The sequence below is a fragment of the Collimonas sp. NPDC087041 genome, assembly GCF_044745265.1.
GTDB lineage: Bacteria > Pseudomonadota > Gammaproteobacteria > Burkholderiales > Burkholderiaceae_D > Collimonas.
The window spans coordinates 40,031-64,057 of the sequence record NZ_JBIUZX010000013.1; the positions used below are offsets into that span (position 1 = coordinate 40,031).

The 24,027-nt window shown below is 56.3% G+C and carries 24 protein-coding genes and 3 tRNA genes; 26 read left to right on the top strand and 1 reads right to left on the bottom strand.

The window, feature by feature from the left end:
* Positions 1-71 precede the first annotated feature (71 nt).
* From plsX to fabF, 6 genes are all read left to right on the top strand, one after another.
* On the top strand, positions 72-1,193 hold the full coding sequence (plsX, locus tag ACIPF8_RS20550) for a phosphate acyltransferase PlsX (RefSeq protein ID WP_400424643.1): 1,122 nt from the start codon (positions 72-74) through the stop codon (positions 1,191-1,193).
* Positions 1,190-2,176 (top strand): beta-ketoacyl-ACP synthase III, encoded by a 987-nt coding sequence (locus ACIPF8_RS20555; protein ID WP_400424646.1) that lies wholly within the window; start codon positions 1,190-1,192, stop codon positions 2,174-2,176. Before plsX ends, ACIPF8_RS20555 begins: the two co-directional genes overlap by 4 nt.
* Positions 2,177-2,368: 192 nt before the next feature.
* Positions 2,369-3,301 carry an ACP S-malonyltransferase gene (fabD, locus tag ACIPF8_RS20560; RefSeq protein ID WP_400424648.1) on the top strand — a complete coding sequence of 311 codons (933 nt, stop codon included), beginning with the start codon at positions 2,369-2,371 and terminating at the stop codon, positions 3,299-3,301.
* Positions 3,298-4,068 (top strand): 3-oxoacyl-ACP reductase FabG, encoded by a 771-nt coding sequence (fabG, locus tag ACIPF8_RS20565; RefSeq protein WP_400424651.1) that lies wholly within the window; start codon positions 3,298-3,300, stop codon positions 4,066-4,068. Before fabD ends, fabG begins: the two co-directional genes overlap by 4 nt.
* Positions 4,069-4,239: 171 nt before the next feature.
* Complete coding sequence (gene acpP / locus ACIPF8_RS20570) at positions 4,240-4,482, top strand: acyl carrier protein (RefSeq protein ID WP_061532874.1); 243 nt, start codon at positions 4,240-4,242, stop codon at positions 4,480-4,482.
* 30 nt (positions 4,483-4,512) lie between these two features.
* Positions 4,513-5,754, top strand: a complete 1,242-nt coding sequence (gene fabF / locus ACIPF8_RS20575) for a beta-ketoacyl-ACP synthase II (RefSeq protein ID WP_400424654.1) — start codon at positions 4,513-4,515, stop codon at positions 5,752-5,754.
* A gap of 69 nt (positions 5,755-5,823) precedes the next feature.
* Here fabF and ACIPF8_RS20580 read toward each other — a convergent pair whose 3' ends face one another.
* On the bottom strand, positions 5,824-6,111 hold the full coding sequence (locus ACIPF8_RS20580) for a hypothetical protein (RefSeq protein ID WP_400424657.1): 288 nt from the start codon (positions 6,109-6,111) through the stop codon (positions 5,824-5,826).
* Between the two features lie 290 nt (positions 6,112-6,401).
* Between ACIPF8_RS20580 and rpoE the strand changes: the two genes are divergently transcribed.
* The 20 genes from rpoE (at position 6,402) to ACIPF8_RS20680 (ending at position 23,634) form a co-directional block, all read left to right on the top strand.
* Positions 6,402-7,004, top strand: a complete 603-nt coding sequence (rpoE, locus tag ACIPF8_RS20585; RefSeq protein WP_061532876.1) for an RNA polymerase sigma factor RpoE — start codon at positions 6,402-6,404, stop codon at positions 7,002-7,004.
* A gap of 58 nt (positions 7,005-7,062) precedes the next feature.
* Positions 7,063-7,686, top strand: coding sequence for a sigma-E factor negative regulatory protein (locus ACIPF8_RS20590; protein ID WP_400424660.1), 624 nt, complete (start codon positions 7,063-7,065; stop codon positions 7,684-7,686).
* Between the two features lies 1 nt (position 7,687).
* On the top strand, positions 7,688-8,707 hold the full coding sequence (locus tag ACIPF8_RS20595) for a MucB/RseB C-terminal domain-containing protein (protein ID WP_400424663.1): 1,020 nt from the start codon (positions 7,688-7,690) through the stop codon (positions 8,705-8,707).
* Between the two features lie 12 nt (positions 8,708-8,719).
* Positions 8,720-10,216, top strand: coding sequence for a DegQ family serine endoprotease (locus ACIPF8_RS20600; RefSeq protein ID WP_400424925.1), 1,497 nt, complete (start codon positions 8,720-8,722; stop codon positions 10,214-10,216).
* An 83-nt stretch (positions 10,217-10,299) separates the two neighbouring features.
* The gene (locus ACIPF8_RS20605; protein ID WP_400424666.1) at positions 10,300-10,572 is read left to right on the top strand and encodes a glutaredoxin family protein; all 273 of its coding nucleotides are present in this window, start codon (positions 10,300-10,302) and stop codon (positions 10,570-10,572) included.
* Between the two features lie 502 nt (positions 10,573-11,074).
* Positions 11,075-12,868 carry a translation elongation factor 4 gene (gene lepA / locus ACIPF8_RS20610; protein ID WP_400424668.1) on the top strand — a complete coding sequence of 598 codons (1,794 nt, stop codon included), beginning with the start codon at positions 11,075-11,077 and terminating at the stop codon, positions 12,866-12,868.
* Entirely contained in the window at positions 12,865-13,782 is a 918-nt protein-coding gene (gene lepB / locus ACIPF8_RS20615) for a signal peptidase I (protein WP_400424669.1), read from the top strand. Before lepA ends, lepB begins: the two co-directional genes overlap by 4 nt.
* 20 nt (positions 13,783-13,802) lie before the next feature.
* A complete protein-coding gene (locus ACIPF8_RS20620) occupies positions 13,803-14,174 on the top strand; it encodes a DUF4845 domain-containing protein (protein ID WP_400424671.1) in 372 nt (123 codons plus the stop codon).
* 42 nt (positions 14,175-14,216) lie between these two features.
* Positions 14,217-15,167 (top strand): ribonuclease III, encoded by a 951-nt coding sequence (rnc, locus tag ACIPF8_RS20625; protein ID WP_400424673.1) that lies wholly within the window; start codon positions 14,217-14,219, stop codon positions 15,165-15,167.
* On the top strand, positions 15,164-16,090 hold the full coding sequence (gene era, locus ACIPF8_RS20630) for a GTPase Era (RefSeq protein ID WP_400424675.1): 927 nt from the start codon (positions 15,164-15,166) through the stop codon (positions 16,088-16,090). Before rnc ends, era begins: the two co-directional genes overlap by 4 nt.
* 10 nt (positions 16,091-16,100) lie before the next feature.
* Positions 16,101-16,979, top strand: coding sequence for a DNA repair protein RecO (gene recO, locus ACIPF8_RS20635; RefSeq protein WP_400424677.1), 879 nt, complete (start codon positions 16,101-16,103; stop codon positions 16,977-16,979).
* A 72-nt stretch (positions 16,980-17,051) separates the two neighbouring features.
* Positions 17,052-18,254: a benzoate/H(+) symporter BenE family transporter gene (locus tag ACIPF8_RS20640; protein WP_400424679.1), complete on the top strand. Its 1,203-nt coding sequence runs from the start codon at positions 17,052-17,054 to the stop codon at positions 18,252-18,254.
* A gap of 48 nt (positions 18,255-18,302) precedes the next feature.
* A complete protein-coding gene (gene pdxJ / locus ACIPF8_RS20645; protein WP_400424682.1) occupies positions 18,303-19,058 on the top strand; it encodes a pyridoxine 5'-phosphate synthase in 756 nt (251 codons plus the stop codon).
* Positions 19,059-19,073: 15 nt separating this feature from the next.
* The gene (gene acpS, locus ACIPF8_RS20650) at positions 19,074-19,466 is read left to right on the top strand and encodes a holo-ACP synthase (RefSeq protein ID WP_400424684.1); all 393 of its coding nucleotides are present in this window, start codon (positions 19,074-19,076) and stop codon (positions 19,464-19,466) included.
* Complete coding sequence (gene nagZ / locus ACIPF8_RS20655) at positions 19,463-20,527, top strand: beta-N-acetylhexosaminidase (RefSeq protein WP_400424687.1); 1,065 nt, start codon at positions 19,463-19,465, stop codon at positions 20,525-20,527. Before acpS ends, nagZ begins: the two co-directional genes overlap by 4 nt.
* 19 nt (positions 20,528-20,546) lie before the next feature.
* Positions 20,547-22,415, top strand: a complete 1,869-nt coding sequence (gene uvrC, locus ACIPF8_RS20660) for an excinuclease ABC subunit UvrC (RefSeq protein ID WP_400424690.1) — start codon at positions 20,547-20,549, stop codon at positions 22,413-22,415.
* A 128-nt stretch (positions 22,416-22,543) separates the two neighbouring features.
* Entirely contained in the window at positions 22,544-23,149 is a 606-nt protein-coding gene (gene pgsA, locus ACIPF8_RS20665; RefSeq protein WP_400424692.1) for a CDP-diacylglycerol--glycerol-3-phosphate 3-phosphatidyltransferase, read from the top strand.
* A gap of 127 nt (positions 23,150-23,276) precedes the next feature.
* Positions 23,277-23,352: transfer RNA gene (locus tag ACIPF8_RS20670), tRNA-Gly, on the top strand.
* 122 nt (positions 23,353-23,474) lie between these two features.
* Positions 23,475-23,548: transfer RNA gene (locus ACIPF8_RS20675), tRNA-Cys, on the top strand.
* Between the two features lie 10 nt (positions 23,549-23,558).
* Positions 23,559-23,634, top strand: a tRNA-Gly gene (locus tag ACIPF8_RS20680).
* Positions 23,635-24,027: the final 393 nt, after the last annotated feature.

The window sequence follows — 24,027 nt, forward strand, 5'->3', positions numbered from 1 at the left end:
TCCTCGCGTCATTTTGAATCGCGCCCAATCTGCCTCATAATACGGCTTAGAGTAGGCACTGAATCAAAACAATGACAATCAAAATTTCTATCGACTGCATGGGTGGCGATCACGGCCCGTCGGTTACCGTACCTGCTGCTATTTCATTTGCCAACCGCGAGCCTGAGGCCGAATTGGTATTGGTTGGCCTCGAAGAAGAAATTCGGGCGCAGCTGAAAAAGCACAAGGCTAGCGCACATCCCCGGTTATCGGTGCTGCATGCATCGGAAGTGGTAACGATGGACGACTCCATCGAAACTGCTTTGCGCCGTAAAAAAGATTCCTCAATGCGTGTTGCGTTGCGCCTGGTCAAGGATGAGCAGGTGCAAGCCTGCGTATCGGCCGGCAACACCGGCGCCTTGATGGCGGTATCGCGTTATCTGCTGAAGACAATGCATGGCGTTGACCGCCCTGCAATCTGCACCATCCTCCCCAATCAAAAAGACGGTCCGACCTACATGCTCGATCTGGGCGCGAACGTCGACTGCGAGCCGTTGCATCTTCATCAATTCGCATTGATGGGCTCGGCACTGGTGTCGGCCATGGAAGGCAAGCCACGTCCGACGATCGGCTTGCTGAACGTCGGCGAGGAGGATATCAAGGGTAATGAAGTGGTCAAGCAGACCGCCGAATTGCTGCGTGCCGATCACGAAAAGGGTATCCTGAATTTTTACGGCAATGTTGAAGGCAACGATATTTTCGAAGGCACTACCGACATCGTCGTTTGCGATGGTTTTGTCGGCAACGTGACGCTCAAGGCATCGGAAGGATTGGGGCGTTTCGTCAAGGCCGTATTGACCACGGAATTCAAAAGCGGCATCTTGAACATGGTCGGTGCGGTGATTGCCCGTGGTGCGATCAAGGCGATTTCACGCCGCCTGAATCCTTCGCGTTATAACGGCGCCAGCCTGTTGGGTTTGCGCGGCCTGGTTTTCAAGAGCCATGGCGGCGCTGATGCCTATGGTTACGAATGGGCGATACAGCGCGCATTCGATGCTGCGAAATATGATGTATTGTCTCGTATTGCCACCACAATTGCGGAACTGATGCCGCAGCCATCTGCCGAAGCAGTGGCCAAGCCGATTGAGGCTGGTGTGGATGCGGCATCGGGCCAAATCACTACGACTGAATCTTCCCAACAAAAGACAGCATGACTACATATAGCAAAATTGTCGGTACCGGCAGCTATTTGCCGCCGAAACGGGTAAGCAATCAGGAGCTCGCCGCACAGCTCGCTGAAAAAGGGATCGAGACATCCCATGAATGGATTTTTTCGCGCAGCGGCATCGCCGCGCGTCACTATGCCGACGCCGATGTGCAATCCAGCGATCTCGCGGTCGCTGCGGCCAAGCAGGCGCTCGATATGGCGCGCATGCAGGCTGACGATATCGACCTGATCATCGTGGCCACTTCGACCCCGGATCATTTCGGTGGTTTCCCGAGCACCGCCTGCGTGGTTCAGCAAAAGCTGGGCATCACCAATGGCGGCGCCGCGTTCGACGTGCAGGCGGTATGCAGCGGTTTCGTGTATGCGGTATCGATCGCCGACAGCATGATCAAGACCGGTGCGCACAAGAATGTGCTGGTGATCGGCACCGAAGTGTTTTCGCGCATCCTGAATTTTGAAGATCGCACCACTTGCGTCTTGTTCGGCGATGGCGCCGGCGCGGTGGTCTTGAGCGCTTCGACCGAGCCTGGCATTCTTGCCACCAAGTTGCATGCCGACGGCCGCCACAAGGAAATCCTGTGCGTTCCGGGCAAGGTCAACGCCGGTGTCGTGGAAGGCAGCGCCTTCTTGTACATGGATGGTCAGGCAGTATTCAAGCTGGCGGTGTCGGTGTTGGAAAAGGTTGCCAACGAAGCGCTGCAAATCGCCGGGATGGAGTCGTCCGAGATCGATTGGCTGATTCCGCATCAGGCGAATATCCGCATCATGCAAAGCACCGCGCGCAAACTGGGTCTGGATATGGAGCGTATGGTGGTGACTGTCGACCAGCACGGCAACACCTCGGCTGCATCGATTCCGTTGGCGCTCGACCAGGCGGTACGCGACGGTCGCGTCAAGCCAGGTCACAACGTCATGATGGAAGGTGTTGGCGGCGGCTTTACCTGGGGTGCGATTCTGGCCCGCATGTAAGGAGAGCTTGCCGGCCTGCCGTGCAACCCGATCTCCACCTTGTGTCGTGCGCCGTACCTGCCTTGCAGGTGCGCGCTTCCCGATCAAGCAGCGAGCCAGGTCGGTACAACTGCGGTTGTGGTCTTTGCAGGCATTCCAAGTCGTCGTAAGCACGCATTTGATAAATTTGAATTTGATATCCACAGGTAAGGCATGAATAAATTCGCATTTGTTTTCCCGGGCCAAGGCTCGCAAGCCGTTGGCATGTTGAACGGCTTCGCCGACAATCGGGTGGTGAAAGATACTGTGGCGGAGGCTTCCGAAGCGCTGCAGTTTGATCTCGGTAAGTTGATTGCCGAAGGACCGAAAGAAGAGCTGGACCTGACGACCAATACCCAGCCGGTGATGTTGACCGCTGCGGTTGCTTATTACCGCGCGTGGCTGGCAGCGGGCGGCGCTGCGCCGTCGCTGGTGGCAGGGCACAGCCTTGGCGAGTATTCGGCGCTGGTTGCCGCCGGCGTGATTGCTTTCAAGGATGCGGTTCCATTGGTGCGTTTTCGTGCGCAAGCCATGCAGCAGGCGGTTCCGGTCGGGCAGGGCGGCATGGCCGTCATCCTCGGTTTGTCGGACGACGACGTGCGCGCAGTTTGCCAGGCTGCGGCGCAAGGCGAAGTTGTCGAGGCGGTGAATTTCAATGCGCCGGCGCAGGTCGTCATCGCCGGCCACAAGGGAGCGATTGAGCGCGCCTGCGTTGCCGCCAAGGAAAAAGGTGCGAAACGTGCCTTGCCATTGCCGGTTTCGGCCCCATTTCATTCCTCGCTGTTGAAGCCGGCGTCGGATCGCTTGCGTGAGTACATGCAGGAACTGACTTTCTCGGCGCCGCAGATTGCCTTGATCAATAACGTCGATGTGGCAATCGTCAACGACCCGCAAGCCATCAAGGATGCATTGGTGCGCCAGGCGGCCAGCCCGGTGCGCTGGGTTGAAACGGTGCAGAAAATTGCCGGCGAAGGTATCAGCCATGTGGTCGAGTGTGGACCGGGCAAGGTTCTTGCTGGTTTGACCAAGCGTATTAATGACGGATTGATTAGCGAAGCGATTGTCGATCAGGCATCGCTGGATAAAATGTTGGAGACATTGAAGTGACCTCACAAAATTCAGTTGTACAGGATCTGGACGGCCAGGTCGCCCTGGTGACCGGTGCGTCGCGCGGTATTGGTCGCGCCATTGCGCTGGAGTTGCTCAAGCGTGGCGCGAAGGTTGTCGGCACGGCGACTTCGGAGTCTGGTGCGGCGGCAATCGGCGAATATCTGGAAGCTACCCAGCCGGGCAATGGCCGCGGTATTGTATTGAATGTGAATGATGCAGAGGCATGTCACGCTGCGATCGAATTTACCCAGAAAGAATTCGGCGGATTGTCGATTTTGGTCAATAACGCCGGCATCACCCAGGATCAATTGGCGATGCGCATGAAGGACGAAGAGTGGGATTCGGTGATTGCGACTAATCTTACGGCTGTCGGCCGTCTGTCGCGCGCGGTCCTACGTGGCATGATGAAGGCCAAGCACGGCCGTATCATCAATATCACGTCGGTGGTCGGTTCGGCCGGCAATCCGGGCCAAATGAACTATGCAGCAGCCAAGGCTGGCGTATCCGGCATGAGCCGTGCGCTGGCGCGTGAGATCGGTAGCCGCAACATTACGGTCAATTGCGTTGCCCCGGGCTTTATCGATACCGACATGACCAAGGCGTTGAGCGAGCAACAAACCGCCTCCCTGCTGCAACAGATCCCGCTGGGACGCTTAGGCGCTGCTGAAGATATCGCTGCTGCGGTTGCCTTTTTGGCATCTTCGCAAGCTGCGTACATCACCGGCACCACGCTGCACGTCAACGGCGGCATGTACATGAGTTGATATTGGTGCTGCCAGTTTGGCGGCCAATTTGAGAGTTCAATGTAAGTAGTACCTATTTAGACACTTTTGACGTTGTTTTATTAATTATTAAAGACAAATGTCGAAAGTGAATTTTCAATGCGCAAACCTGCTAAAATGCGCGCACTTTCTGTAACCTAATGGAGGCATCACATGTCCGATATCGAACAACGCGTTAAAAAAATCGTCGCTGAGCAACTGGGCGTCGCAGAAGCTGACATCAAGACTGAATCGTCGTTTGTTAACGATCTGGGTGCAGATTCGCTCGACACCGTGGAATTGGTGATGGCACTGGAAGATGAGTTCGAAATGGAAATCCCTGACGAACAAGCTGAAAAGATCACTACAGTGCAACAAGCTATTGATTACGCCAAGGCCCACGTTAAGGCGGCCTAAGCTAGCTTTGAACGTATCCAGGAGAACCGCTTGAGCCGCACACGTGAACGTCGCGTTGTGATCACTGGCCTGGGTTGCATTTCACCGGTCGGCAATACGATTGCCGATGCGTGGAGTGCGATTATCTCAGGCAAGTCAGGGATCGCAGCCATCACCAAGTTTGACGCCACTGCTTTTTCCACGCGTTTTGCGGGAGAAGTAAAGGGCTTCAATATCGAAGATTACATTCCCGCCAAAGAAGCACGGCATATGGATACTTTTATCCACTATGGCATGGCTGCGGGGATGCAGGCGATGCAAGACAGCGGTCTCGAAGTGACCGAAGCCAATGCTGAACGGATCGGTGTCATCATCGGTTCCGGCATTGGTGGCTTGCCCTTGATTGAACAAACACACGCCGAACTGACCGCTCGCGGTCCGCGGCGCATCAGCCCGTTTTTTATCCCGGCATCGATCATCAACATGATCTCGGGTAACTTGTCGATCAAATATGGTCTCAAGGGACCGAATCTGGCGATAGTGACGGCTTGCACCACCGGTTTGCATTGTATTGGTGCGGCCGGCCGCATGATTCAGTACGGCGATGCCGATGTCATGATCGCTGGTGGCGCCGAGTCTAGCGTTTCTCCGCTTGGCGTCGGTGGCTTCGCATCGGCCCGTGCCTTGTCGTCGCGAAATGACGATCCTGCTACGGCATCGCGTCCGTGGGACAAGGATCGCGATGGTTTCGTGCTGGGCGAAGGCGCTGGCGTGCTGGTGCTCGAAGAGTATGAGCATGCCAAGGCGCGCGGCGCCAAGATCTATGCGGAACTGCTCGGCTTCGGCATGAGCGGCGATGCTTACCACATGACTGCGCCGAGCCTGGATGGTCCGCGTCGCTGTGTTGGTAATGCTCTGCGCGATGCAGGTGTGAATGCTGATGAGGTTCAGTACTTGAATGCACATGGAACTTCGACTCCATTGGGCGACAAGAATGAAACCGAAGCGATCAAGGCAGCTTTTGGCGATCATGCCTACAAGCTGGTTGTGAATTCGACCAAGTCGATGACCGGTCACTTGTTGGGTGGCGCTGGTGGTTTGGAGTCAGTATTTACCGTACTGGCTTTGCATAACCAGATTTCGCCGCCGACGACAAATATTTTCAATCAGGATCCGGAATGTGATCTTGACTACTGTGCCAACACGGCGCGGGAGATGAAAATCGACATCGCAGTCAAAAACTCATTCGGCTTTGGTGGCACGAATGGCACTTTAGTTTTTGGCAAAATCTAGTAATATGGAAGATGCGAGCCGTCGTCTCTGGATGACGGCTCGAAGTTTTTTATAAAGCTTGCCATCATGTCAATTGCCGTGTCTGCGATGATCCGACCGTCCAGGATGCTGTTGTTCATGGTGGGTGGTTTGTGTTCGCTGATCGGACTGTCCGGCGCCTTGATTGCGGCGGGTGTCGTTGGCGATCTGATGCAGGCTGAGCAAATGTTTTTGGCCGTAGCCTGCTTGGCGGCGGCCTTGTACGGCATGTTCAGTTACATGCGTAGCAACCGATTGGTTCGAATCGATATCTCCGCGGTCGGCCAAATCCGGGTTGCGGACGTTATACCCGCAAGGAGCGGGAATATCCCGGTACATGTGCCGGCAAACGCATATTTGCTGCAAGGCACTACCCTCTGGTCACATTTGCTGCTATTGCGTCTTCGATTAGATAGCGGCTCAGTCAGAACAATCGCTATACTGCCTGATTGTGTTCCTAATGATACTTTTAGAGTTTTGTCCGTGGCGTGTCGATGGATTTCGATGCGCACAGACAAGATGGCGCCCGATTGATTGGGTAATGAATAGCTGTTTGTTGAAATTATGTTATTGCTTCCAGTCTACGTTCGGGTCCACAAGCTAGTCGCAAAAAAACAAGGGAATGTGGATTGACGACAGAACGCGAAATTGATCAACTGCTTGTCGAGCGCGTACAGCGTGGCGATAAGAAGGCGTTCGAGCTCTTGGTTGTTAAATACCAACGCAAGCTGATGCGTCTTGTTTCGCGGCTGGTGCGCGATCAGGCAGAAGCTGAGGATGTTGTGCAGGAAGCCTTTATCAAGGCATACCGGGCGCTGCCTCAGTTCAGGGGCGACTCTGCCTTTTATACCTGGTTGTATCGAATTGGCATTAATACCGCCAAGAACTATCTTGTGACCCAGGGCCGTAGGGCTCCGACCTCCACCGAAGCAAATTCAGAGGAAGCAGAAACTTTTGACGACGGCGAGCAACTAAGGGATATAAACACTCCTGAATCTTTGCTGGCAACCAAGCAGATAGCGCAAACTGTGAATACTGCCATGGAGGCTTTGCCGACGGAATTGCGTACGGCAATTACCTTGCGCGAGATTGAGGGGTTAAGTTATGACGAAATTGCTGAAGCAATGGGATGTCCGATAGGTACGGTACGCAGTCGAATATTTAGGGCACGGGAAGCTATCGCAGACAAGTTGAGGCCGTTGCTGGGGACGGCCATCGACAAACGTTGGTAAAAAAAGATAGTGGTTTTTCGGGAACGAAGGGGTTGGCCAGGTTTTAACTAGGTGACTTATGAATACCAAAGAAATGACCCAAGAGCAGATTTCTGCCTTGGCTGACGGGGAGTTGTCCAATGCCTATGTGGATATGGCATTGGCGGCTTTGCGTCAAACGGAAGGCCGCGATACATGGGACGTATACCACCAGATTGGTGATATCTTGCGCTCCGATGATATGGCGTTGACAATGAGCTCCGATTTTTCCGCCCGTATGGCGGCGCGGCTCGATGCGGAACCTGTCTATATTTCCGCGCCCCTGGCCGCTGCTGCTCCTCAGCACGAATCCGAGCAGATTGCGATCGGCGGCGGCCAGCCTGTGCGTTTCGGCAGTACTCGTACCCGACGTACGATCAAGCGCTTTGCGTTGCCAGGCATGGCGGCTGCGGCAGTAGCCGCTGCGGCGTTCATCATCTCGCCGCAAATCATGGTGGCTAACAGCCCGTCACCGGCAGCTGTAGCGACGCCGCAGCTGGCATTGGCATCGGCAAGCGATGTCCATGCCACGCATACCGGCGAAGTGCTGCGTGATCCGCGGATGGATGAATATCTGTTGGCGCACCAGCGTTTCTCTCCTTCTTTATACAGCGCTGCGCAATATGCGCGTTCCGCTACATTTGCACCTGATGCTGATAAATAATATGCGGCAGACACAGGTCTTGCTTCGGGTTGTTATCCTTCTGTCGACATGCATCATGCTTTCCGCTCACGCGGAAGGCACGGATGCCGTAAAAGTCGCCGACAAGCAGGAGGCGCAGGCCCTGTTGAAAAAAATCCAGTCGGCAGCGCAGAAGTTGAATTATTCCGGCACCTTCATTTACCAGCAGTCGAACCAGATTCGGACTTCACGCATTACGCATGTGCTGGAAGGCCGGAATGAAATAGAGAAGCTGGAAATCCTGGACGGGCAGCCGCGCGAATATATTCGTCGCAATGAGGATGTCACTTGCTACATCCCGGAAACCAGGACCAAGCTGGTCGAGAAGCGCGTCACGCAAGATGCGTTTCCAGCCATCCTGGCGGCTCTGCCGGCCGATCTGACTGACTATTACGATGTGAAAATGGGCGAAACCGGACGTGTTGCCGGCTTCGACTGCCAGGCTGTGCTGCTTGAGCCGAAAGACAACATGCGTTATGGCTACAAGCTGTGGGCGGAAAAGAATACCGGCCTGCTGTTGCGCGCACAGACGTTGAATGGCAAGAATGAGATCGTCGAGCAGATTTCGTTTACGCAGATCGGTATCGGCAACGTTGATCACAGTCATTTGAAGTCGAGTTTCGGCAATACCAATGGCTGGCATGTCGAAAGCAGCGTGATGAACCCGGCCAACCTGAATGAGTGGACGGTGACCGGTATGCCGGTCGGCTTCAAGAAAGTGCGTGAACTCAAGCGCATGGTAACCGATGCGCCGGCTTCGAATAATGCCGTCACCCAGGTGACGCGGCGCGAAGTGTCGCAGTTGGTCTTTTCCGACGGACTCGCCGCGATTTCGATATTTATCGAGCCGGGCAGTCAAAGTCGCACTGAGGGTTCCCTGCAGCAGGGAGCATTGAATATCGTGGGCAAGCGTCAGGGCGACTACTGGCTGACGATTGTAGGTGAGGTGCCATCGGCTGCGATCAGGCAGGTGGCGAATTCGATTGAACTCAAAAACAAATAAAACTCCATGACTATGAAGATGTTGCGCTCTGCTCGTTATGTTTTATCTGCAATGGTTGTCGGTGCGACAGCCGCTTTTTTTGTTCCTGCAATGGTCGGCGTCGGCCCTGTCGCGGTAGCGGCACCATTGTCTGGGTTGCCGGATTTTACCGAGATCGTTGAAAAGACGGGCCCAGCAGTCGTCAATATTCGCACCACTGAAAAAGTGAAGTCCGGTTCCTCGCAAGATGATTCGGATGATCCGAGCGATGCCGAGATGCAGGAATTTTTCCGGCGATTCTTCGGTGTCCCTATTCCGGGAAAACCAAGTCCGCAAGCGCCAGGTCCGCGCGGACGCAAGAGTGATCCAAAGCAGCAGGAAGAAGTGCCTCGCGGTGTCGGCTCCGGTTTTGTCATTTCGGCGGACGGTTACGTGATGACCAATGCGCACGTGATCGACGGCGCCAGCGATGTTTACGTGACGCTGACAGACAAGCGCGAATTCAAGGCCAAGGTCGTCGGCGCGGATACGCGTACCGATGTCGCATTGCTGAAGATCGATGGCAAGAACCTGCCGTTGTTGGTCATGGGTGATTCCGACAAGATCAAGGTCGGCGAGTGGGTGCTGGCAATCGGTTCGCCATTCGGCCTGGAAAATACCGTGACAGCCGGGATTGTGTCGGCGAAAGCGCGTGATACCGGCGACTACCTGCCTTTGATCCAAACCGATGTGGCGGTCAATCCTGGCAACTCCGGTGGCCCGCTGATCAATTTGCGTGGCGAAGTTGTGGGTATCAACTCCCAGATTTACAGCCGTTCCGGTGGCTTCATGGGCATCTCGTTTGCGGTGCCTATCGATGAGGCGATGCGCGTTTCCGAGCAGCTGAAAACAAGCGGCAAGGTGACGCGCGGCCGTATCGGCGTGCAAATCGGCGAAGTGACCAAGGATGTCGCTGAATCGCTCGGTTTGCCGAAAGCTGAAGGTGCGCTGGTTGCCCGGGTTGAGCCGGATGGTCCTGCCGCGAAGGCCGGATTGCAGGCTGGCGATATCATCCTGAAATTCAATGGCACGACAATTGACAAGGCGAGCGATCTGCCGCGTCTGGTCGGCAATACCAAGCCTGGCGTGCGTGGCACGCTGACCGTGTGGCGCAAGGGCAGTAATCGCGATTTTTCGGTGACGATTGCCGAGCTTGCCGCAGACAAGGTGGCGACCAATTCGGATGAAGACAAGAAGCCGAAGAAGGAGCAGGTGGCGAATGCGCTGGGGTTGATCGTCAGCGATTTGAGCGATGCCAAGAAGAAAGAGCTGAGCATCGATGGCGGTATCCAGGTTGATGCGGTAGAGGGTAGCGCGGCGCGGGTCGGTTTGCTTCCGGGCGACGTGATCCAGCGTCTGAACAATACCGATATCAAGGATGCCAAGCAATTCAATGCGCTGGTAGCCAAGCTGGAGCCGAAGAAGATGGCGGTGCTGCTGGTGCGTCGCGGCGAGTCTTCGCAATTCGTGCCGCTGCGTCCAACTAACTGACACAGGTAACTTGCATTATCCGGAGCTGCAGATCGTCGAGGTCTGCAGCTCTTTGTTTTTGCCTGCTTCCGAAGGGAATATTGATGCCGAAGCCGCACTTTATTTTATATGGCCGTTCTTATTGCCATCTTTGCGATGACATGCTGCAGGCGTTGCTGGCCTTGCGCGGGCAGCATGAACATGGGGCGGGCTGGTTTACCGTCGATGTTATCGATGTCGATGCGGATTCTGAACTGGTCGCCCGCTACGACGAACTGGTGCCGGTGCTGGTCGGCAGTGTGGACGGTTCGGCGCCGTTGCAGCTTTGTCACTATTTCCTTGACCCGGAGCGGGTGAAGGCTTTTTTGGCGGGCTGAGCCGCTTCTGGCTGTACCGAGCTCGGTAGTTGGGTTGGATATAAATGTGCAGGCCCTTTCCGCAGGCCATCAAAATGCCTGGAATTTCTGCATACTCCTGCGAAAATTGCAAAAAGAGCCTGATGTACCCCTGTTTTCAATGGCTTTACCACATACACGGTAGAGTATGTAGATAACTTGCTTTGCTTGCTATACTGTTGAGGGAAATCCCGAGGCCTTTGATTTGTCGGTTTTCCCCCCTGAAATCCGGTAAAATGGCGGCACTGAATAACCTGTCATAAAAGGCGCTCGCCTGGGACACAGGTGCAGTGTTTCGTACTTGCCGGCACATAACAGTTCGTCTTTTTGCCCCATACGCCGTTGCGCATCCTGTCGATAGTTCGCTATCGCTCCGATGCGTGCCCAGTCTGGAGCAGGAATCCTTCCTTTTATTTGCGCCAACAAGTACAAGGCACCGCACTGGGCCCGGCTCAGAGCGCTTTTTTTGTAATCGCGTCTGTCAATGAACAACATCCGTAATTTCTCCATCATCGCCCACATCGACCACGGTAAATCTACCCTGGCGGATCGTATCATCCAGTCTTGCGGCGGCTTGTCCGATCGCGAGATGGAGGCGCAGGTACTCGACTCGATGGATATCGAGCGCGAGCGTGGCATCACCATCAAGGCCCAGACCGCAGCCCTGACGTACAAGGCGATGGATGGCCAGATCTACAATCTGAACCTGATCGATACCCCCGGACACGTCGACTTCAGCTACGAAGTCAGCCGTTCGCTGTCGGCCTGCGAAGGCGCGCTGCTGGTGGTCGACGCCTCGCAAGGGGTGGAAGCCCAGACCGTGGCCAACTGCTATACCGCGCTTGATCTCGGCGTCGAAGTGGTGCCGGTGCTGAACAAGATCGACTTGCCTTCTGCCGATCCAGATAACGCGATTGCTGAAATCGAAGACGTCATCGGTATCGATGCCCACGACGCAGTACATTGCTCGGCCAAGACCGGCCTCGGCGTGCGCGAAGTGCTGGAGTCGCTGATCGTCAAAGTGCCGCCGCCAAAGGGCGATCCGGATGCGCCTCTGCAAGCGCTGATCGTCGATTCCTGGTTCGATAACTACGTCGGCGTTGTCATGCTGGTGCGGATCAAGAACGGCACGTTGCGTCCGAAGGACAAGATTTTGCTGATGGCCACCGGCTCCCAGCATTTGACTGAAAGCGTCGGCGTGTTCACGCCAAAGTCGCAATCGCGCGAATCGCTGTCGGCCGGCCAGGTGGGCTTTATCATCGCCGGCATCAAGGAATTGAAGGCGGCCAAGGTTGGCGACACGGTGACGTTGGCGTCCAAGCCAGCGGCTGAAGCCTTGCCGGGCTTTAAGGAAGTGCAGCCACAAGTGTTTGCCGGCCTGTTCCCGGTCGAGGCCAACCAGTACGATGCGCTGCGCGACTCGCTGGAAAAGCTCAAATTGAATGACGCCGCCTTGCAATATGAACCAGAAGTATCGCAGGCGCTGGGCTTCGGCTTCCGCTGCGGTTTCCTCGGTTTGCTGCATATGGAAATCGTCCAGGAACGCCTCGAACGCGAGTTCGACATGGATCTGATCACTACCGCGCCGACCGTCATTTATGAAGTGGTCAAGCGCGACGGCACCGTCATGCTGGTCGATAATCCATCGAAGATGCCGGACCCGTCGCATATCGAAGAGGTGCGCGAGCCTATCGTCACGGTCAACCTGTACATGCCGCAAGAGTATGTCGGCTCGGTCATCACGCTCTGTACCCAGAAGCGCGGGCAGCAGATCGACATGAGCTACCACGGCAAGCAGGTCAAGCTGACCTATGAAATCCCGATGGCCGAAGTGGTGCTGGATTTCTTCGATCGCCTGAAGTCGACTTCGCGCGGCTATGCCTCGATGGATTACGAGTTCAAGGAATACCGTTCGGCTGATGTGGTCAAGGTCGACATGCTGATCAACAGCGAAAAAGTCGACGCCCTGGCGATCATCGTCCACCGCGCCAACAGCCAGTACCGTGGCCGCGCTGTGGCTGCCAAGATGCGTGAACTGATTCCGCGCCAGATGTTCGATGTTGCGATCCAGGCCGCGATCGGCGCCAATATCATTTCGCGCGAGAACGTCAAGGCGCTGCGCAAGAACGTGCTGGCCAAGTGCTACGGCGGCGACATCAGCCGCAAGCGCAAACTGCTCGAGAAGCAGAAGGCCGGTAAAAAGCGGATGAAACAAGTGGGATCTGTCGAGATCCCGCAAGAGGCATTCCTGGCAATCTTACAAGTGGATGAAAAATGACATTGCAATCAATCCTGGGAAATTTCGCATTAATTCTGTTTGTCCTGACGATCGTTACCGGCGTCATCTGGTTTCTGGATCGCTTCTACCTGAGCAAGCAACGGCGCGCCAAGGCCACTGCAGCATTGGCCGAGTTCGATGCGCGTAACGCCAAGCTGAGCGCCGAAGGTATCAAGCTGGAAGCGAGCGGACGCGCCGCGCTGGAAGCGAACCTGCTGCGCCAGCCAACCTGGGTCGAATATTCGGGCAGCTTCTTCCCGGTTATCGCGACGGTATTTTTCCTGCGTTCGTTCTTGTATGAGCCGTTCAAGATTCCGTCCAGCTCGATGGTGCCGACGCTGTTGGTGGGTGACCTGATCCTGGTGAATAAATTCACTTACGGTATCCGTCTGCCGATCATCAATAAAAAAGTGATCGAGATGAACAACCCGCAGCGCGGCGATGTGATGGTCTTCAAATATCCGAAGGATATGTCGCTGGATTACATCAAGCGCGTGGTTGGGGTGCCGGGTGATAAAATAACCTACAAAAACAAACGTTTAACGATTAATGGCGAAGCGCTTTCTTATACGCCGTTGCCGGATTACCTGAATGAGGACAGCCTGGATTACTCCCAGCAATTCACGGAAAACCTGTCAAACGTGCAACATACGATTGCGATCCGTAGCGGCAGGCCGCCGATTGCGCTGGAAGGTGTGATGGATTTTCCTAATAAGGAAGATTGTTCCTACAATCCCGAAGGATTTACTTGCACAGTGCCCGCTGGCAATTATTTCATGATGGGGGATAATCGGGACAACAGCGAAGACAGCCGTTATTGGGGCTTCGTGCCAGACCAGAATATTGTCGGAAAGGCATTTTTGGTGTGGATGAATTTGGGTAATTTCAAACGTATTGGCACTTTCTTTAAATAAACCATAGGCGGGAGTCGGGGATGACAAAAATTTCCGGATATACACGGAAGCAGCAAGGGATTACGCTATTCGGGTTGATCGTCTGGTTGGCGATCCTCGGGTTCATCGGAGTTGTGGCGGCAAAGGTGACGCCGACAACGATCGAGTATTTCTCAATCAAGAAAGCCATTGCCAGCGCCCGGACGTCCGGTACGACCGTGCAGGAAATCCAGAATGCATTCAACAAGCAGGCTGAAGTAGGCTATATCGATGCGATCGCAGGGAAAGACCTGGACATCACCAAGAACGGCGACGATATCCAAATCAGCTTTGCGTACGAAAAGAAAATCCCGCTGGCTGGACCGGTCAGCCTGTTGATCAATTATGCGGGCAGCACCGCCAAGAACCCTTAAACACCATTGGACGATGACATCAAAGTAAGCGTCGGCGAAAAAATGGATCTCATGTTATTGCAAAATCGGCTAGGCCACACTTTTAAGGATGCTACGTTGTTGCAGCAGGCCTTGACGCACCGCAGCCATAGCACCTTGCATAACGAACGGTTGGAGTTCCTCGGCGATTCGATTCTGAATTGCGTTGTCGCTTCATTGTTGTTCGACCGTTATACCAAGATCGACGAAGGCGACCTGTCGCGCGTGCGTGCCAACCTGGTCAAACAGCAATCGTTGTATGAAATCGCGCAGCGACTGGAGCTGTCGCAGTTCCTGCGCCTGGGCGAGGGCGAGTTGAAATCCGGTGGATTCCGGCGGCCGTCGATCCTGGCCGATACGCTGGAAGCGCTGTTCGGCGCAATTTTCCTGGATGCCGGCTTCGATGCAGCGCGTGACGTGATTCGCGCCCTGTACATTCCGATCCTCGATACCGTCGATCCGAAAACACTCGGCAAGGACGCCAAGACGCTGTTGCAGGAATACCTGCAAGGCAAGAAGATCGCCCTGCCGCAATACAATGTCGTGGCCACGCATGGCGCCGCGCACAATCAGGAATTCGAAATTGAATGCCTGGTGCCGAAGCTGGATATCCAGGTGTTCGGCAGCGGCGGTAGTCGCCGCGCCGGTGAGCAGGCTGCGGCCAAGCTGGCGCTGGAAGCTGTGCAAAAGGCTTTCGTGAAAGCCCCGGCGGCGCCACGCAAGACCAAGCCGCGCACCGCGCAATTGAAACTCACCGGGATTGCGACGATTCAGCCGGATGCGCCTGACGCACCGCTTGACGAACCGGTTGCAGCCAAGGCTGCGGCATCTACTAAAGCTGCCGGCAGCGCCAAGGCCGGCAACGCAGTATCGTTATCATCCGCGGATGTCGCCACACCGGCAGTTACTGCCGCCGCGACTTCTGCAACTTCTAACGCAACACCTCTTATTACGAGTAAATCGAAAACCGCATGACAGACTCTACACCCCAGGCCTCGACCGCAGCATCGCCGGCAGCTGATTTCCGTTGCGGCTATATCGCGATTGTCGGTCGGCCGAACGTAGGCAAGTCGACCCTGATGAACGAACTGATCGGGGCCAAGGTCAGCATTACCTCGCGCAAGGCGCAAACCACGCGGCACCGCATTACCGGCATCCAGACCGTCGCCGATACCCAATTCGTTTATGTCGATACGCCGGGTTTCCAGACTCGTCATTCGAATGCGCTGAACAAGACGCTGAATCGCACCGTGACCACTACGCTGACCGCGGCCGACGTGATCCTGTACATCATCGAAGCCGGCACTTTCGGTCCGGCCGACCAGCAGGTAATGAATCTGTTGCCGGCTAACGTGCCATGTATATTGGTGATCAATAAATCGGATCGGGTCAAGGACAAGGCCATTCTGCTGCCTTTCGCACAGAAGATCGCCGCGCTGCGCGATTTCGCCGCCGTGGTGCCGGTGTCGGCCAAGCTGCGTTTCCAGCTGGATAACCTGCAGGGCGAGATTCGCAAGCATCTGCCGGCCAATCCGCCGATGTTTGGCGAAGACGATATCACCGATCGCAGCGAAAAATTCCTCGCCGCTGAAATCGTGCGCGAAAAAGTATTCCGCTTTGTCGGTGACGAGCTGCCTTACACCAGCACTGTCCTGATCGAGAAGTTTGAAGTTGAAGGCAACCTGCGCCGCGTGTTTGCCGCCATCCTGGTCGAGCGCGATACGCACAAGTCGATGGTGATCGGCCAGAAGGGCGCACGCCTGAAGGATATCTCGACCCAGGCCAGGCTCGATATGGAGCGCCTGTTCGGCGGTCCGGTGTACCTGGAAATCTGGGTCAAGGTGAAATCCGGCTGGGCCGACAACGAGGCCGGATTACGCGCATACGGCTACGAATAAGCCAACCAGCATGAACGCGATCATCGCCGATGCTATTGCCGGAGAGGCAGCCGAGCCGTCGGCCGGTGACGCTGTTGAGGTTGAGGTGGCGGCTATCGAATTTTCCGATGCCGCTCCCGATCCCGTTGTTGTTCCCGCCGCCGCCAGTCCCAAGCGGCGCGCCCGCATTCCCGAGAAAGATACCCGCGTCACCGCGCAGCCTGGTTTTGTCCTGCACAGCTACCCGCACCGCGAAACTAGCCTGATCATCGACGTCTTCACCCGTGACTACGGCCGCATTGCGCTGGTCGCCAAGGGCGCCAAACGCCCCTTGTCGAAGCTGCGTGGCGTGCTGCAAACTTTCCAACCATTGTCGCTGAGCTGGAGCGGTAAATCCGAAATCCGTACCTTGATTGCCGCCGAATGGGTTGGCGGCTTGCTGCCGCTGGAGAAGTCGGCGCTGCTGTGCGGGTTTTACCTGAACGAATTGCTGGTCAAGCTGGTGGCGCGTGACGATCCGCATGCCGCTTTATTCAATCACTACGTCACCACACTCAACCAATTGGCCCACCAGGAGCCGGCGCCGATCGTGTTGCGCCAGTTCGAAAGGGCGTTGCTCAAGCAGACCGGCGTGGCCGGCGATTTCACCATCTGCACCAGCAGCCGCCAGCCGATCGATCCGGCTGAAATGTACGTGGTCGATCCCGAGCGCGGCCCGCGGACGGCGCGTGCCTCCGATTCCTGGCCGCGCGTCAGTGGCAAGACATTGCTGGATATGGAACGCGAAGATTACCGCGATGTTGCCACCCAGGCGCAAAGCAAGGTGCTGATGCGCTTCCTGTTGGCATATCATCTGGGTGGCGCGCCGCTGAACACGCGCCAGATACTGATTGACCTGATGCAGTTGTAGGCTGCGCGACGACTTGAGCTGGTTCTGTCGGTAAATGGAAGCACACAGACAATCAACAACGATGATGCAACGATGAAAAATTTCCCCTGGTCCGGTGTCGCCGCCGGTTTTGTGACGGTACTGGTCGGCATTACAAGTTCAGCGGTCATCGTCTTGCAAGCGGCATCCGCCGCCGGCGCCACGCCGGCGCAAATCAGTTCCTGGATGCTGGCGCTGGGATTGGGAATGGGGCTGACTACCATCGGTTTGTCGTTGCGTTATCGCGCTCCTGTGGTGACTGCCTGGTCGACCCCTGGCGCCGCCTTGCTGGTGACCAGCCTTTCCGGCGTGCCGATGTCGGACGCCATCGGCGCCTTCGTGTTTGCCGGCGCGCTGGTGACCTTGTGCGGCGTCACCGGCTGGTTCGAACGGGCGATGGGCAAGATTCCATTGTCGATTGCGGCCGCCATGCTGGCCGGCATCCTGGCGCATTTCGGCATGAACGTGTTTGTCGCGATGAAGCCGCAGTTCGTGATGGTGTTTGCGATGTTCGTCTTCTACCTGCTGTGCAAGCGCTGGTTGCCGCGTTACGCCATCATCATTGTGCTGCTGATCGGCACCGCGTTGGCCGCGGTCGAGGGCTTGCTGCACTTCGAGAATTTCCATTTTGCCTGGGCGCTGCCGGTGTTTACGATGCCGAGCTTTTCCTGGTCGACCATCATCGGCGTCGGCATTCCATTGTTCGTGGTGACGATGGCGTCGCAGAATGCGCCTGGCGTGGCGGTGATCAGAGCTTCCGGCTATAACACGCCGGTTTCGCCACTGATGACATGGACCGGCCTGACTACGGTGGTGCTGGCGCCGTTCGGTTGTTTCTCGCTCAACCTGGCGGCGATCACTGCCGCCATTTGCATGGGCAAGGAAGCCCATGAAGATCCGGCCAAGCGCTACTGGGCGGCGGTCGCCGCTGGCGGCTTCTATCTGCTGGTGGGCCTGTTCGGCGCCACGGTTGGCGCCATGTTTGCGGCTTTCCCGAAAGAACTGGTGCTGGCGATTGCCGGCCTGGCGCTGTTCGGCACCATCGCCAACAGTTTGACGATCGCGATGGCTAACGACAAACAACGCGAGGCCGCCCTGATTACCTTCCTGGTGACTGCCTCCGGCGTCACGCTGTTTGGCGTCGGCGCCGCGTTCTGGGGGCTGGTGGCAGGTGCTTTGGCGTACTTTGTACTAAGCTGGAGGCAGGCGCCGGCTGCCGATGCAAGCACGCAGGCCTTGCCGTCGCGCCAGAATTAGTCCAGGATTTCCTTTCCATTAAAATTTCATCACTCACCCAAACCTCCGATGAGCTATCTCAATCCAACATCGTCGATTATCGACCTTGGCATCAATATCGATCACGTCGCCACCTTGCGCAATGCGCGCGGCACGGTTTATCCGGACCCGATACAAGCGGCGCTGCAGGCGGAAGAAGCGGGCGCCGATGCGATCACCTTGCATCTGCGTGAAGATCGCCGCCATATCCGCGATGCCGATGTCGAGGCGATCCGCCCGCTGCTGCGCACGCGAATGAATCTGGAAGCGGCGGTGACCCAGGAGATGATCGATTTTTCCTGCAAGATCAAGCCGCACGATTCCTGCCTGGTGCCGGAACGCCGCCATGAACTGACGACGGAAGGCGGCCTGGACGTGGTCAAGTATTTTTCCGAAGTGCAGGCGGCGGTGCGACAGTTGCAGGCGGAAGGGATACGCGTCAGCCTGTTCATCGATCCGGAAGCCGATCAGATCCAGGCTGCTGCGGAAATTGGCGCGCCGGTGATCGAATTGCATACCGGACGTTATGCCGAAGCGCATGACGAGGCCACCCAGCGCGCCGAGCTTGAGCGTGTGCAAATCGCGGTGCAGGAAGGCGTGCGACGCGGCCTCAAGGTCAATGCCGGACATGGCCTGCATTACACCAACGCCCAGGCCATCGCGGCGATTCCCGATATCGCCGAATTGAACATCGGCCACGCCATTGTGGCGCACGCGGTTTTTGTCGGCTGGAAAGCTGCAGTCAGTGAAATGAAGGCGCTGATGGTGAAGGCGCGCGTGGCTTAAGAGAGAAGGCTTGCGATGATCTACGGCATTGGTACTGACATCATCCAGATTCCACGCATTGAAGCGGCGCTGCAGCGCAATGGCGACCGCTTTGCGGGAAAGATACTCGGTCCGCAGGAGATGGAAAAATACCTGCAGCGCAAAGCCAAGGTCGAGGCGCGCGGGATTCGTTTTCTGGCGACGCGCTTTGCCGCCAAGGAGGCTTTTTCCAAGGCGCTCGGCCTGGGGATGAGGATGCCGATGACCTGGCGCGCGATGCAAACCTTGAACGCGCCCAGCGGCCGGCCCATCGTGGTGGTCAACCAGGCGCTTGAAGAATTTATGAAAAAAAACGGTTTGACCGCACAGGTGTCGATCACCGATGAAGTGGAGTACGCGGTCGCCTTCGTCATAGTGGAGAAGTCATGAGTGGTGTTGCAGGTGGCGGTGAGGTTGGTGTGAATACGCTTGGTCCGGTCATGCTGGATGTGGTTGGAACCAGCCTGACGGCAGACGATATCCGCCGCATCCAGCATCCGCTGACCGGCGGTGTGATCCTGTTCACGCGCAATTTCCAGGATCGCGCGCAATTGACGGCCTTGACCGCCGCGATTCATGCCGCGCGTCCAGGCATCCTGATTGCGGTCGATCATGAAGGCGGGCGTGTGCAACGCTTTCGCACCGACGGTTTTACGCGTCTGCCGGCGATGCGCGTACTTGGCCAATATTGGGAACGCGATGTGCTCGGTGCAACCAAGGCGGCGACTGCGCTCGGTTTCGTGCTTGCCAGTGAGCTGCGCGCCTGCGGCGTCGACCTGTCTTTCACGCCGGTGCTGGATCTCGATTTTGGCGGATCGACGGTGATCGGCGAGCGCGCCTTCCATCGCGATCCGCGTGTCGTCACGTTGCTGGCGAAGAGCGTGAACCACGGCCTGGCGCTGGCCGGTATGGCCAACTGCGGCAAGCATTTTCCTGGGCATGGTTACGTCGAGGGCGATTCGCATCATTCGATCCCGGTCGACGAGCGCAGCCTGGAACAGATCATGGAAGAAGATGTGAAGCCGTATGACTGGCTTGGCATGAGCCTGGCGGCAGTGATGCCGGCACATGTGATCTATTCGAAAGTGGACAAGCGCTCGGCGGGTTTTTCCAAGAAATGGCTAACCATCTTGCGCAAGGATATCGGTTTCAACGGCGTCATCTTCAGCGACGACTTGAGCATGGAAGCGGCCAGTTCGGCTGGCGGCGTGCTCGATGGCGCCAAGGCGGCGCTGCAGGCCGGTTGCGACGTGGTGCTGATCTGTAATTCGCCGGACAAAGCCGATCAGCTGCTGGCCGGATTGCACGTTGCCGCCGATGATCCGCAGGCAGCCGAATCTGCTGCGCGCCTCGCCACGCTGCTGCCGCAATCGGCGGCACTGGATTGGACTGCGTTGCAGCTGGATGCGCGTTATCAGGCCGCCAAAGCACTGGTGCAGGCATTGCTGTAATGATCAAGAGCGTTGAGCCATGAGTGAAGTAGAGATTCCAGATCCGCGCGCGGTGGTGCTGGACACCGTCGCCAAGCTGCCGAACCTGCCTGGCGTATATCGCTATTTCGATGCGGCCGACAATATCCTGTATGTCGGCAAGGCGCGCGATCTGAAGAAGCGGGTGTCGAGCTATTTCCAGAAGAACCTGGCCAGTCCGCGCACCGCGATGATGGTCGAGCGTATCGCGCGCCTGGAGACCACCGTCACGCGTAGCGAGGCGGAAGCGCTGATCCTGGAAAGCAATCTGATCAAGACGCTGCAGCCGCGCTACAACATCCTGTTCCGCGACGACAAATCCTATCCCTACCTGAAGCTGAGCAACCAGGAATATCCGCGCATGGCCTATTATCGCGGCGCGGTCGACAAGAAGAACCAATACTTTGGTCCTTTCCCGAACGCCTGGGCGGTCAAGGAGTCGATGCAGATCCTGCAGAAAGTGTTTTTGCTGCGTACCTGCGAAGACAGCGTATTTGCCAATCGTACCCGGCCTTGCCTGCTGCACCAGATCCAGCGTTGCAGCGCGCCGTGCGTTAACCTGATCAGCCAGGACGACTATTTGGTGGATGTCGACAATGCCGCCAAATTCCTGCGCGGCCGGCAAACTGAGGTGCTGAGTACATTGGAGCAGAAGATGCATGCCTACGCCGCCGAACTGAAGTTCGAACAGGCGGCAGGGGTGCGCAACCAGATCACTGCGTTGTCACGCGTGCTGCACCAGCAGAGCATGGAAACCACCGGCGACAGCGATATCGACATTATTGCCGTGATCGTGCAGGGCGGTCGCGCTTGCGTCAATCTGGCGATGGTGCGTGGCGGCCGTCACCTGGGCGATCGCGCTTACTTTCCTAGTCATGTTGACGGCGCGTTGTCGAGCCCGGAAGAGGTAGTTGGGGAAACCGTCGAGCTTGCAGTGCTCAGGGCATTCCTGGCGCAACACTATGTCGACGCATTCATTCCCGGCACCCTGATTCTGAATATTGAATTCGACGAACCGGCGCTGATGGTGGCACTGATGGAACAATGCGGACATCGTATCAACCTGCTGTTCCAACCGCAGGGACAGCGTCGTCAATGGCTGGAGATGGCGCACAAGGGCGCCGAGATTTCGCTGGCGCGGCTGCTGTCGGAGCAGGGATCGCAACAGGCCCGCACGCGTGCGCTGGTGGATGTGCTGGCGCTGGAAATCGAGGATATCGACAACTTGCGCGTCGAGTGTTTCGACATCAGCCACACTTCCGGTGAGGCGACCCAGGCTTCCTGCGTGGTGTTCCATCATCACACGATGCAGAACGGCGAGTATCGTCGCTACAACATCAAGGACATCACGCCGGGCGACGATTACGCGGCGATGCGGCAAGTGCTGATGCGGCGTTACGAGAAAGTGGCCAATGGTGACGGCGTGATGCCTGACATCGTGCTGATCGACGGCGGCAAGGGCCAGGTCGAAATGGCGCGCCAGGTGTTGGCGGAGCTGGGATTGGATATCAGCCTGATCGTCGGTGTCGCCAAAGGGGAAGGGCGCAAGGTCGGTTTGGAGACGCTGATTTTCGCCGATGGCCGCGCCGCACGCGAATTGGGCAAGGAGTCGGCGGCGCTGATGCTGATTGCGCAGATCCGCGACGAGGCGCACCGCTTCGCCATCACCGGCATGCGCGCCAAGCGCGCAAAAGCGCGCCAGAGCTCGCGCCTGGAAGAGATCGAGGGTATCGGCGCCAAGCGTCGTCAAAAGCTGCTGGCGCGCTTTGGCGGCTTGCGCGGAGTGGCTGATGCCAGCATTGAGGATATTGCGTCGGTCGAGGGAATTTCGCGTCAGCTGGCCGAGGAAATCTATAAGCAGTTACATTGAATTCATGCCGGCGATGGTGTCGCATGTTGCATCGCCGTCAATTGGAATGCAGGTTTTGTTTCCCAACGGCGGCATACTGCTAGATAATTGACAGACGGACAGCTAGCTCCTTATCAATAAAACTATTTATGCCATTTAATATACCGATTTTACTGACCTGGTTGCGGGTTGCCTTGATTCCGTTGGTGGTCGGCGTTTTCTATGTTCCGGATATCTTTCCTCATCTCGGTTTTTCGACCTTGCAATTAGGATTGGCATCGACCATCGTATTCATCGTTGCTGCCGTGACTGACTGGTTTGACGGCTTCCTGGCGCGGCGCTGGAACCAGACCTCGGCATTCGGCGCGTTTCTTGATCCGGTCGCCGACAAGCTGATGGTCGCCGGCGCCTTGCTGGTGCTGGTGCATCTGGGGCGGGTCGATCCGATCATTGCGTTTGTTATCATCGGTCGCGAGATCGCGATCAGCGCGTTGCGTGAGTGGATGGCGCAGATCGGCGCTTCGAAATCGGTGGCGGTCAGCTCTATCGGAAAAATTAAAACTACTGCACAGATGGTGGCGATCCCAATGTTGTTGTATTATGGCGTCCTGTTCGGTATCGACACCCGTTTCTGGGGGCAGGTACTGTTGTGGATTGCCGCAGTGCTGACAGTCTGGTCCATGTTTTATTATTTACGTAAAGCGTGGCCGCTGATCAAAGAAAGCACTGCAGTGAAAGAAAGCAACAGGCAGTGAAGTAAAAGTCGGTGTTTTAAAAAATATTTGATGAAAAGTTTTTAAAATTATTGACAAAGTCTGCAGAACAACTATAATGTCGTCTCTGTAGTTGATGCAGACAAAGAAGTAACAGCAGTAAAAAAATGCGGGAGTAGCTCAGTTGGTAGAGCGCAACCTTGCCAAGGTTGAGGTCGAGAGTTCGAGACTCTTCTCCCGCTCCAGATTCAAAAAAGGAAGCTGGATAAAGCTTCCTTTTTTTATGTGAAGTCAGTAGCTGATCGTGTTGGTTGAAGTTATAGTGCAACCAGTATTGCTTTGATTTTGCGGTAGGTATAACACCCCTGGCGGGGTAGCAAAGTGGTTATGCAGCGGCCTGCAAAGCCGTTTACGCCGGTTCGATCCCGACCCCCGCCTCCAGACTCCATACGCGGGAGTAGCTCAGTTGGTAGAGCGCAACCTTGCCAAGGTTGAGGTCGAGAGTTCGAGACTCTTCTCCCGCTCCATATTCCAGGTAAGGAAGATGATTAAATCTTCCTTACCATTTCAGTAAAAAATCCTGCCTTGATTTTCTCCTGATGTGCCGTTGCAGCGTATGCTGCGCGCATGGTTTTTTCTGGAGTCACATCATCGTCGCCACCTCCTTGCGAGGTCCGATACAAGAGTTGATTCACCTTTCGCCGGGGCCACTTTCCAGATAGGACTGGGTTCCGGGAGTCTTCTCCTTTATCGGTGAAACTGCGGACATCCGCAGTAATTTCGGGCGCAACGTTTTCCTTTCGAGGAACCGATATAAGAGTAGATTCACCTTTCACCGGGGCCACTTTCCAGATAGGACTGGGTTTCGGGAGTCTTCTCCTTTATCGGTGACACTGCGGACATCCGCAGCAATTTCGGGC

Excerpts from the sequence above, each read along its gene's own strand:
- ACIPF8_RS20600 (WP_400424925.1), top strand. The coding sequence starts at position 8,720 with ATGAAGATGTTGCGCTCTGCTCGTTATGTTTTATCTGCAATGGTTGTC.
- lepA (WP_400424668.1), top strand. The coding sequence starts at position 11,075 with ATGAACAACATCCGTAATTTCTCCATCATCGCCCACATCGACCACGGT.
- pgsA (WP_400424692.1), top strand. The coding sequence starts at position 22,544 with ATGCCATTTAATATACCGATTTTACTGACCTGGTTGCGGGTTGCCTTG.
- ACIPF8_RS20595 (WP_400424663.1), top strand. The coding sequence starts at position 7,688 with ATGCGGCAGACACAGGTCTTGCTTCGGGTTGTTATCCTTCTGTCGACA.
- plsX (WP_400424643.1), top strand. The coding sequence starts at position 72 with ATGACAATCAAAATTTCTATCGACTGCATGGGTGGCGATCACGGCCCG.
- ACIPF8_RS20555 (WP_400424646.1), top strand. The coding sequence starts at position 1,190 with ATGACTACATATAGCAAAATTGTCGGTACCGGCAGCTATTTGCCGCCG.
- uvrC (WP_400424690.1), top strand. The coding sequence starts at position 20,547 with ATGAGTGAAGTAGAGATTCCAGATCCGCGCGCGGTGGTGCTGGACACC.
- era (WP_400424675.1), top strand. The coding sequence starts at position 15,164 with ATGACAGACTCTACACCCCAGGCCTCGACCGCAGCATCGCCGGCAGCT.
- ACIPF8_RS20620 (WP_400424671.1), top strand. The coding sequence starts at position 13,803 with ATGACAAAAATTTCCGGATATACACGGAAGCAGCAAGGGATTACGCTA.
- recO (WP_400424677.1), top strand. The coding sequence starts at position 16,101 with ATGAACGCGATCATCGCCGATGCTATTGCCGGAGAGGCAGCCGAGCCG.
- fabD (WP_400424648.1), top strand. The coding sequence starts at position 2,369 with ATGAATAAATTCGCATTTGTTTTCCCGGGCCAAGGCTCGCAAGCCGTT.
- rnc (WP_400424673.1), top strand. The coding sequence starts at position 14,217 with ATGGATCTCATGTTATTGCAAAATCGGCTAGGCCACACTTTTAAGGAT.
- ACIPF8_RS20605 (WP_400424666.1), top strand. The coding sequence starts at position 10,300 with ATGCCGAAGCCGCACTTTATTTTATATGGCCGTTCTTATTGCCATCTT.
- pdxJ (WP_400424682.1), top strand. The coding sequence starts at position 18,303 with ATGAGCTATCTCAATCCAACATCGTCGATTATCGACCTTGGCATCAAT.
- ACIPF8_RS20580 (WP_400424657.1), bottom strand. The coding sequence starts at position 6,111 with ATGTACCGGGATATTCCCGCTCCTTGCGGGTATAACGTCCGCAACCCG.
- ACIPF8_RS20640 (WP_400424679.1), top strand. The coding sequence starts at position 17,052 with ATGAAAAATTTCCCCTGGTCCGGTGTCGCCGCCGGTTTTGTGACGGTA.
- acpP (WP_061532874.1), top strand. The coding sequence starts at position 4,240 with ATGTCCGATATCGAACAACGCGTTAAAAAAATCGTCGCTGAGCAACTG.
- acpS (WP_400424684.1), top strand. The coding sequence starts at position 19,074 with ATGATCTACGGCATTGGTACTGACATCATCCAGATTCCACGCATTGAA.
- nagZ (WP_400424687.1), top strand. The coding sequence starts at position 19,463 with ATGAGTGGTGTTGCAGGTGGCGGTGAGGTTGGTGTGAATACGCTTGGT.
- lepB (WP_400424669.1), top strand. The coding sequence starts at position 12,865 with ATGACATTGCAATCAATCCTGGGAAATTTCGCATTAATTCTGTTTGTC.
- ACIPF8_RS20590 (WP_400424660.1), top strand. The coding sequence starts at position 7,063 with ATGAATACCAAAGAAATGACCCAAGAGCAGATTTCTGCCTTGGCTGAC.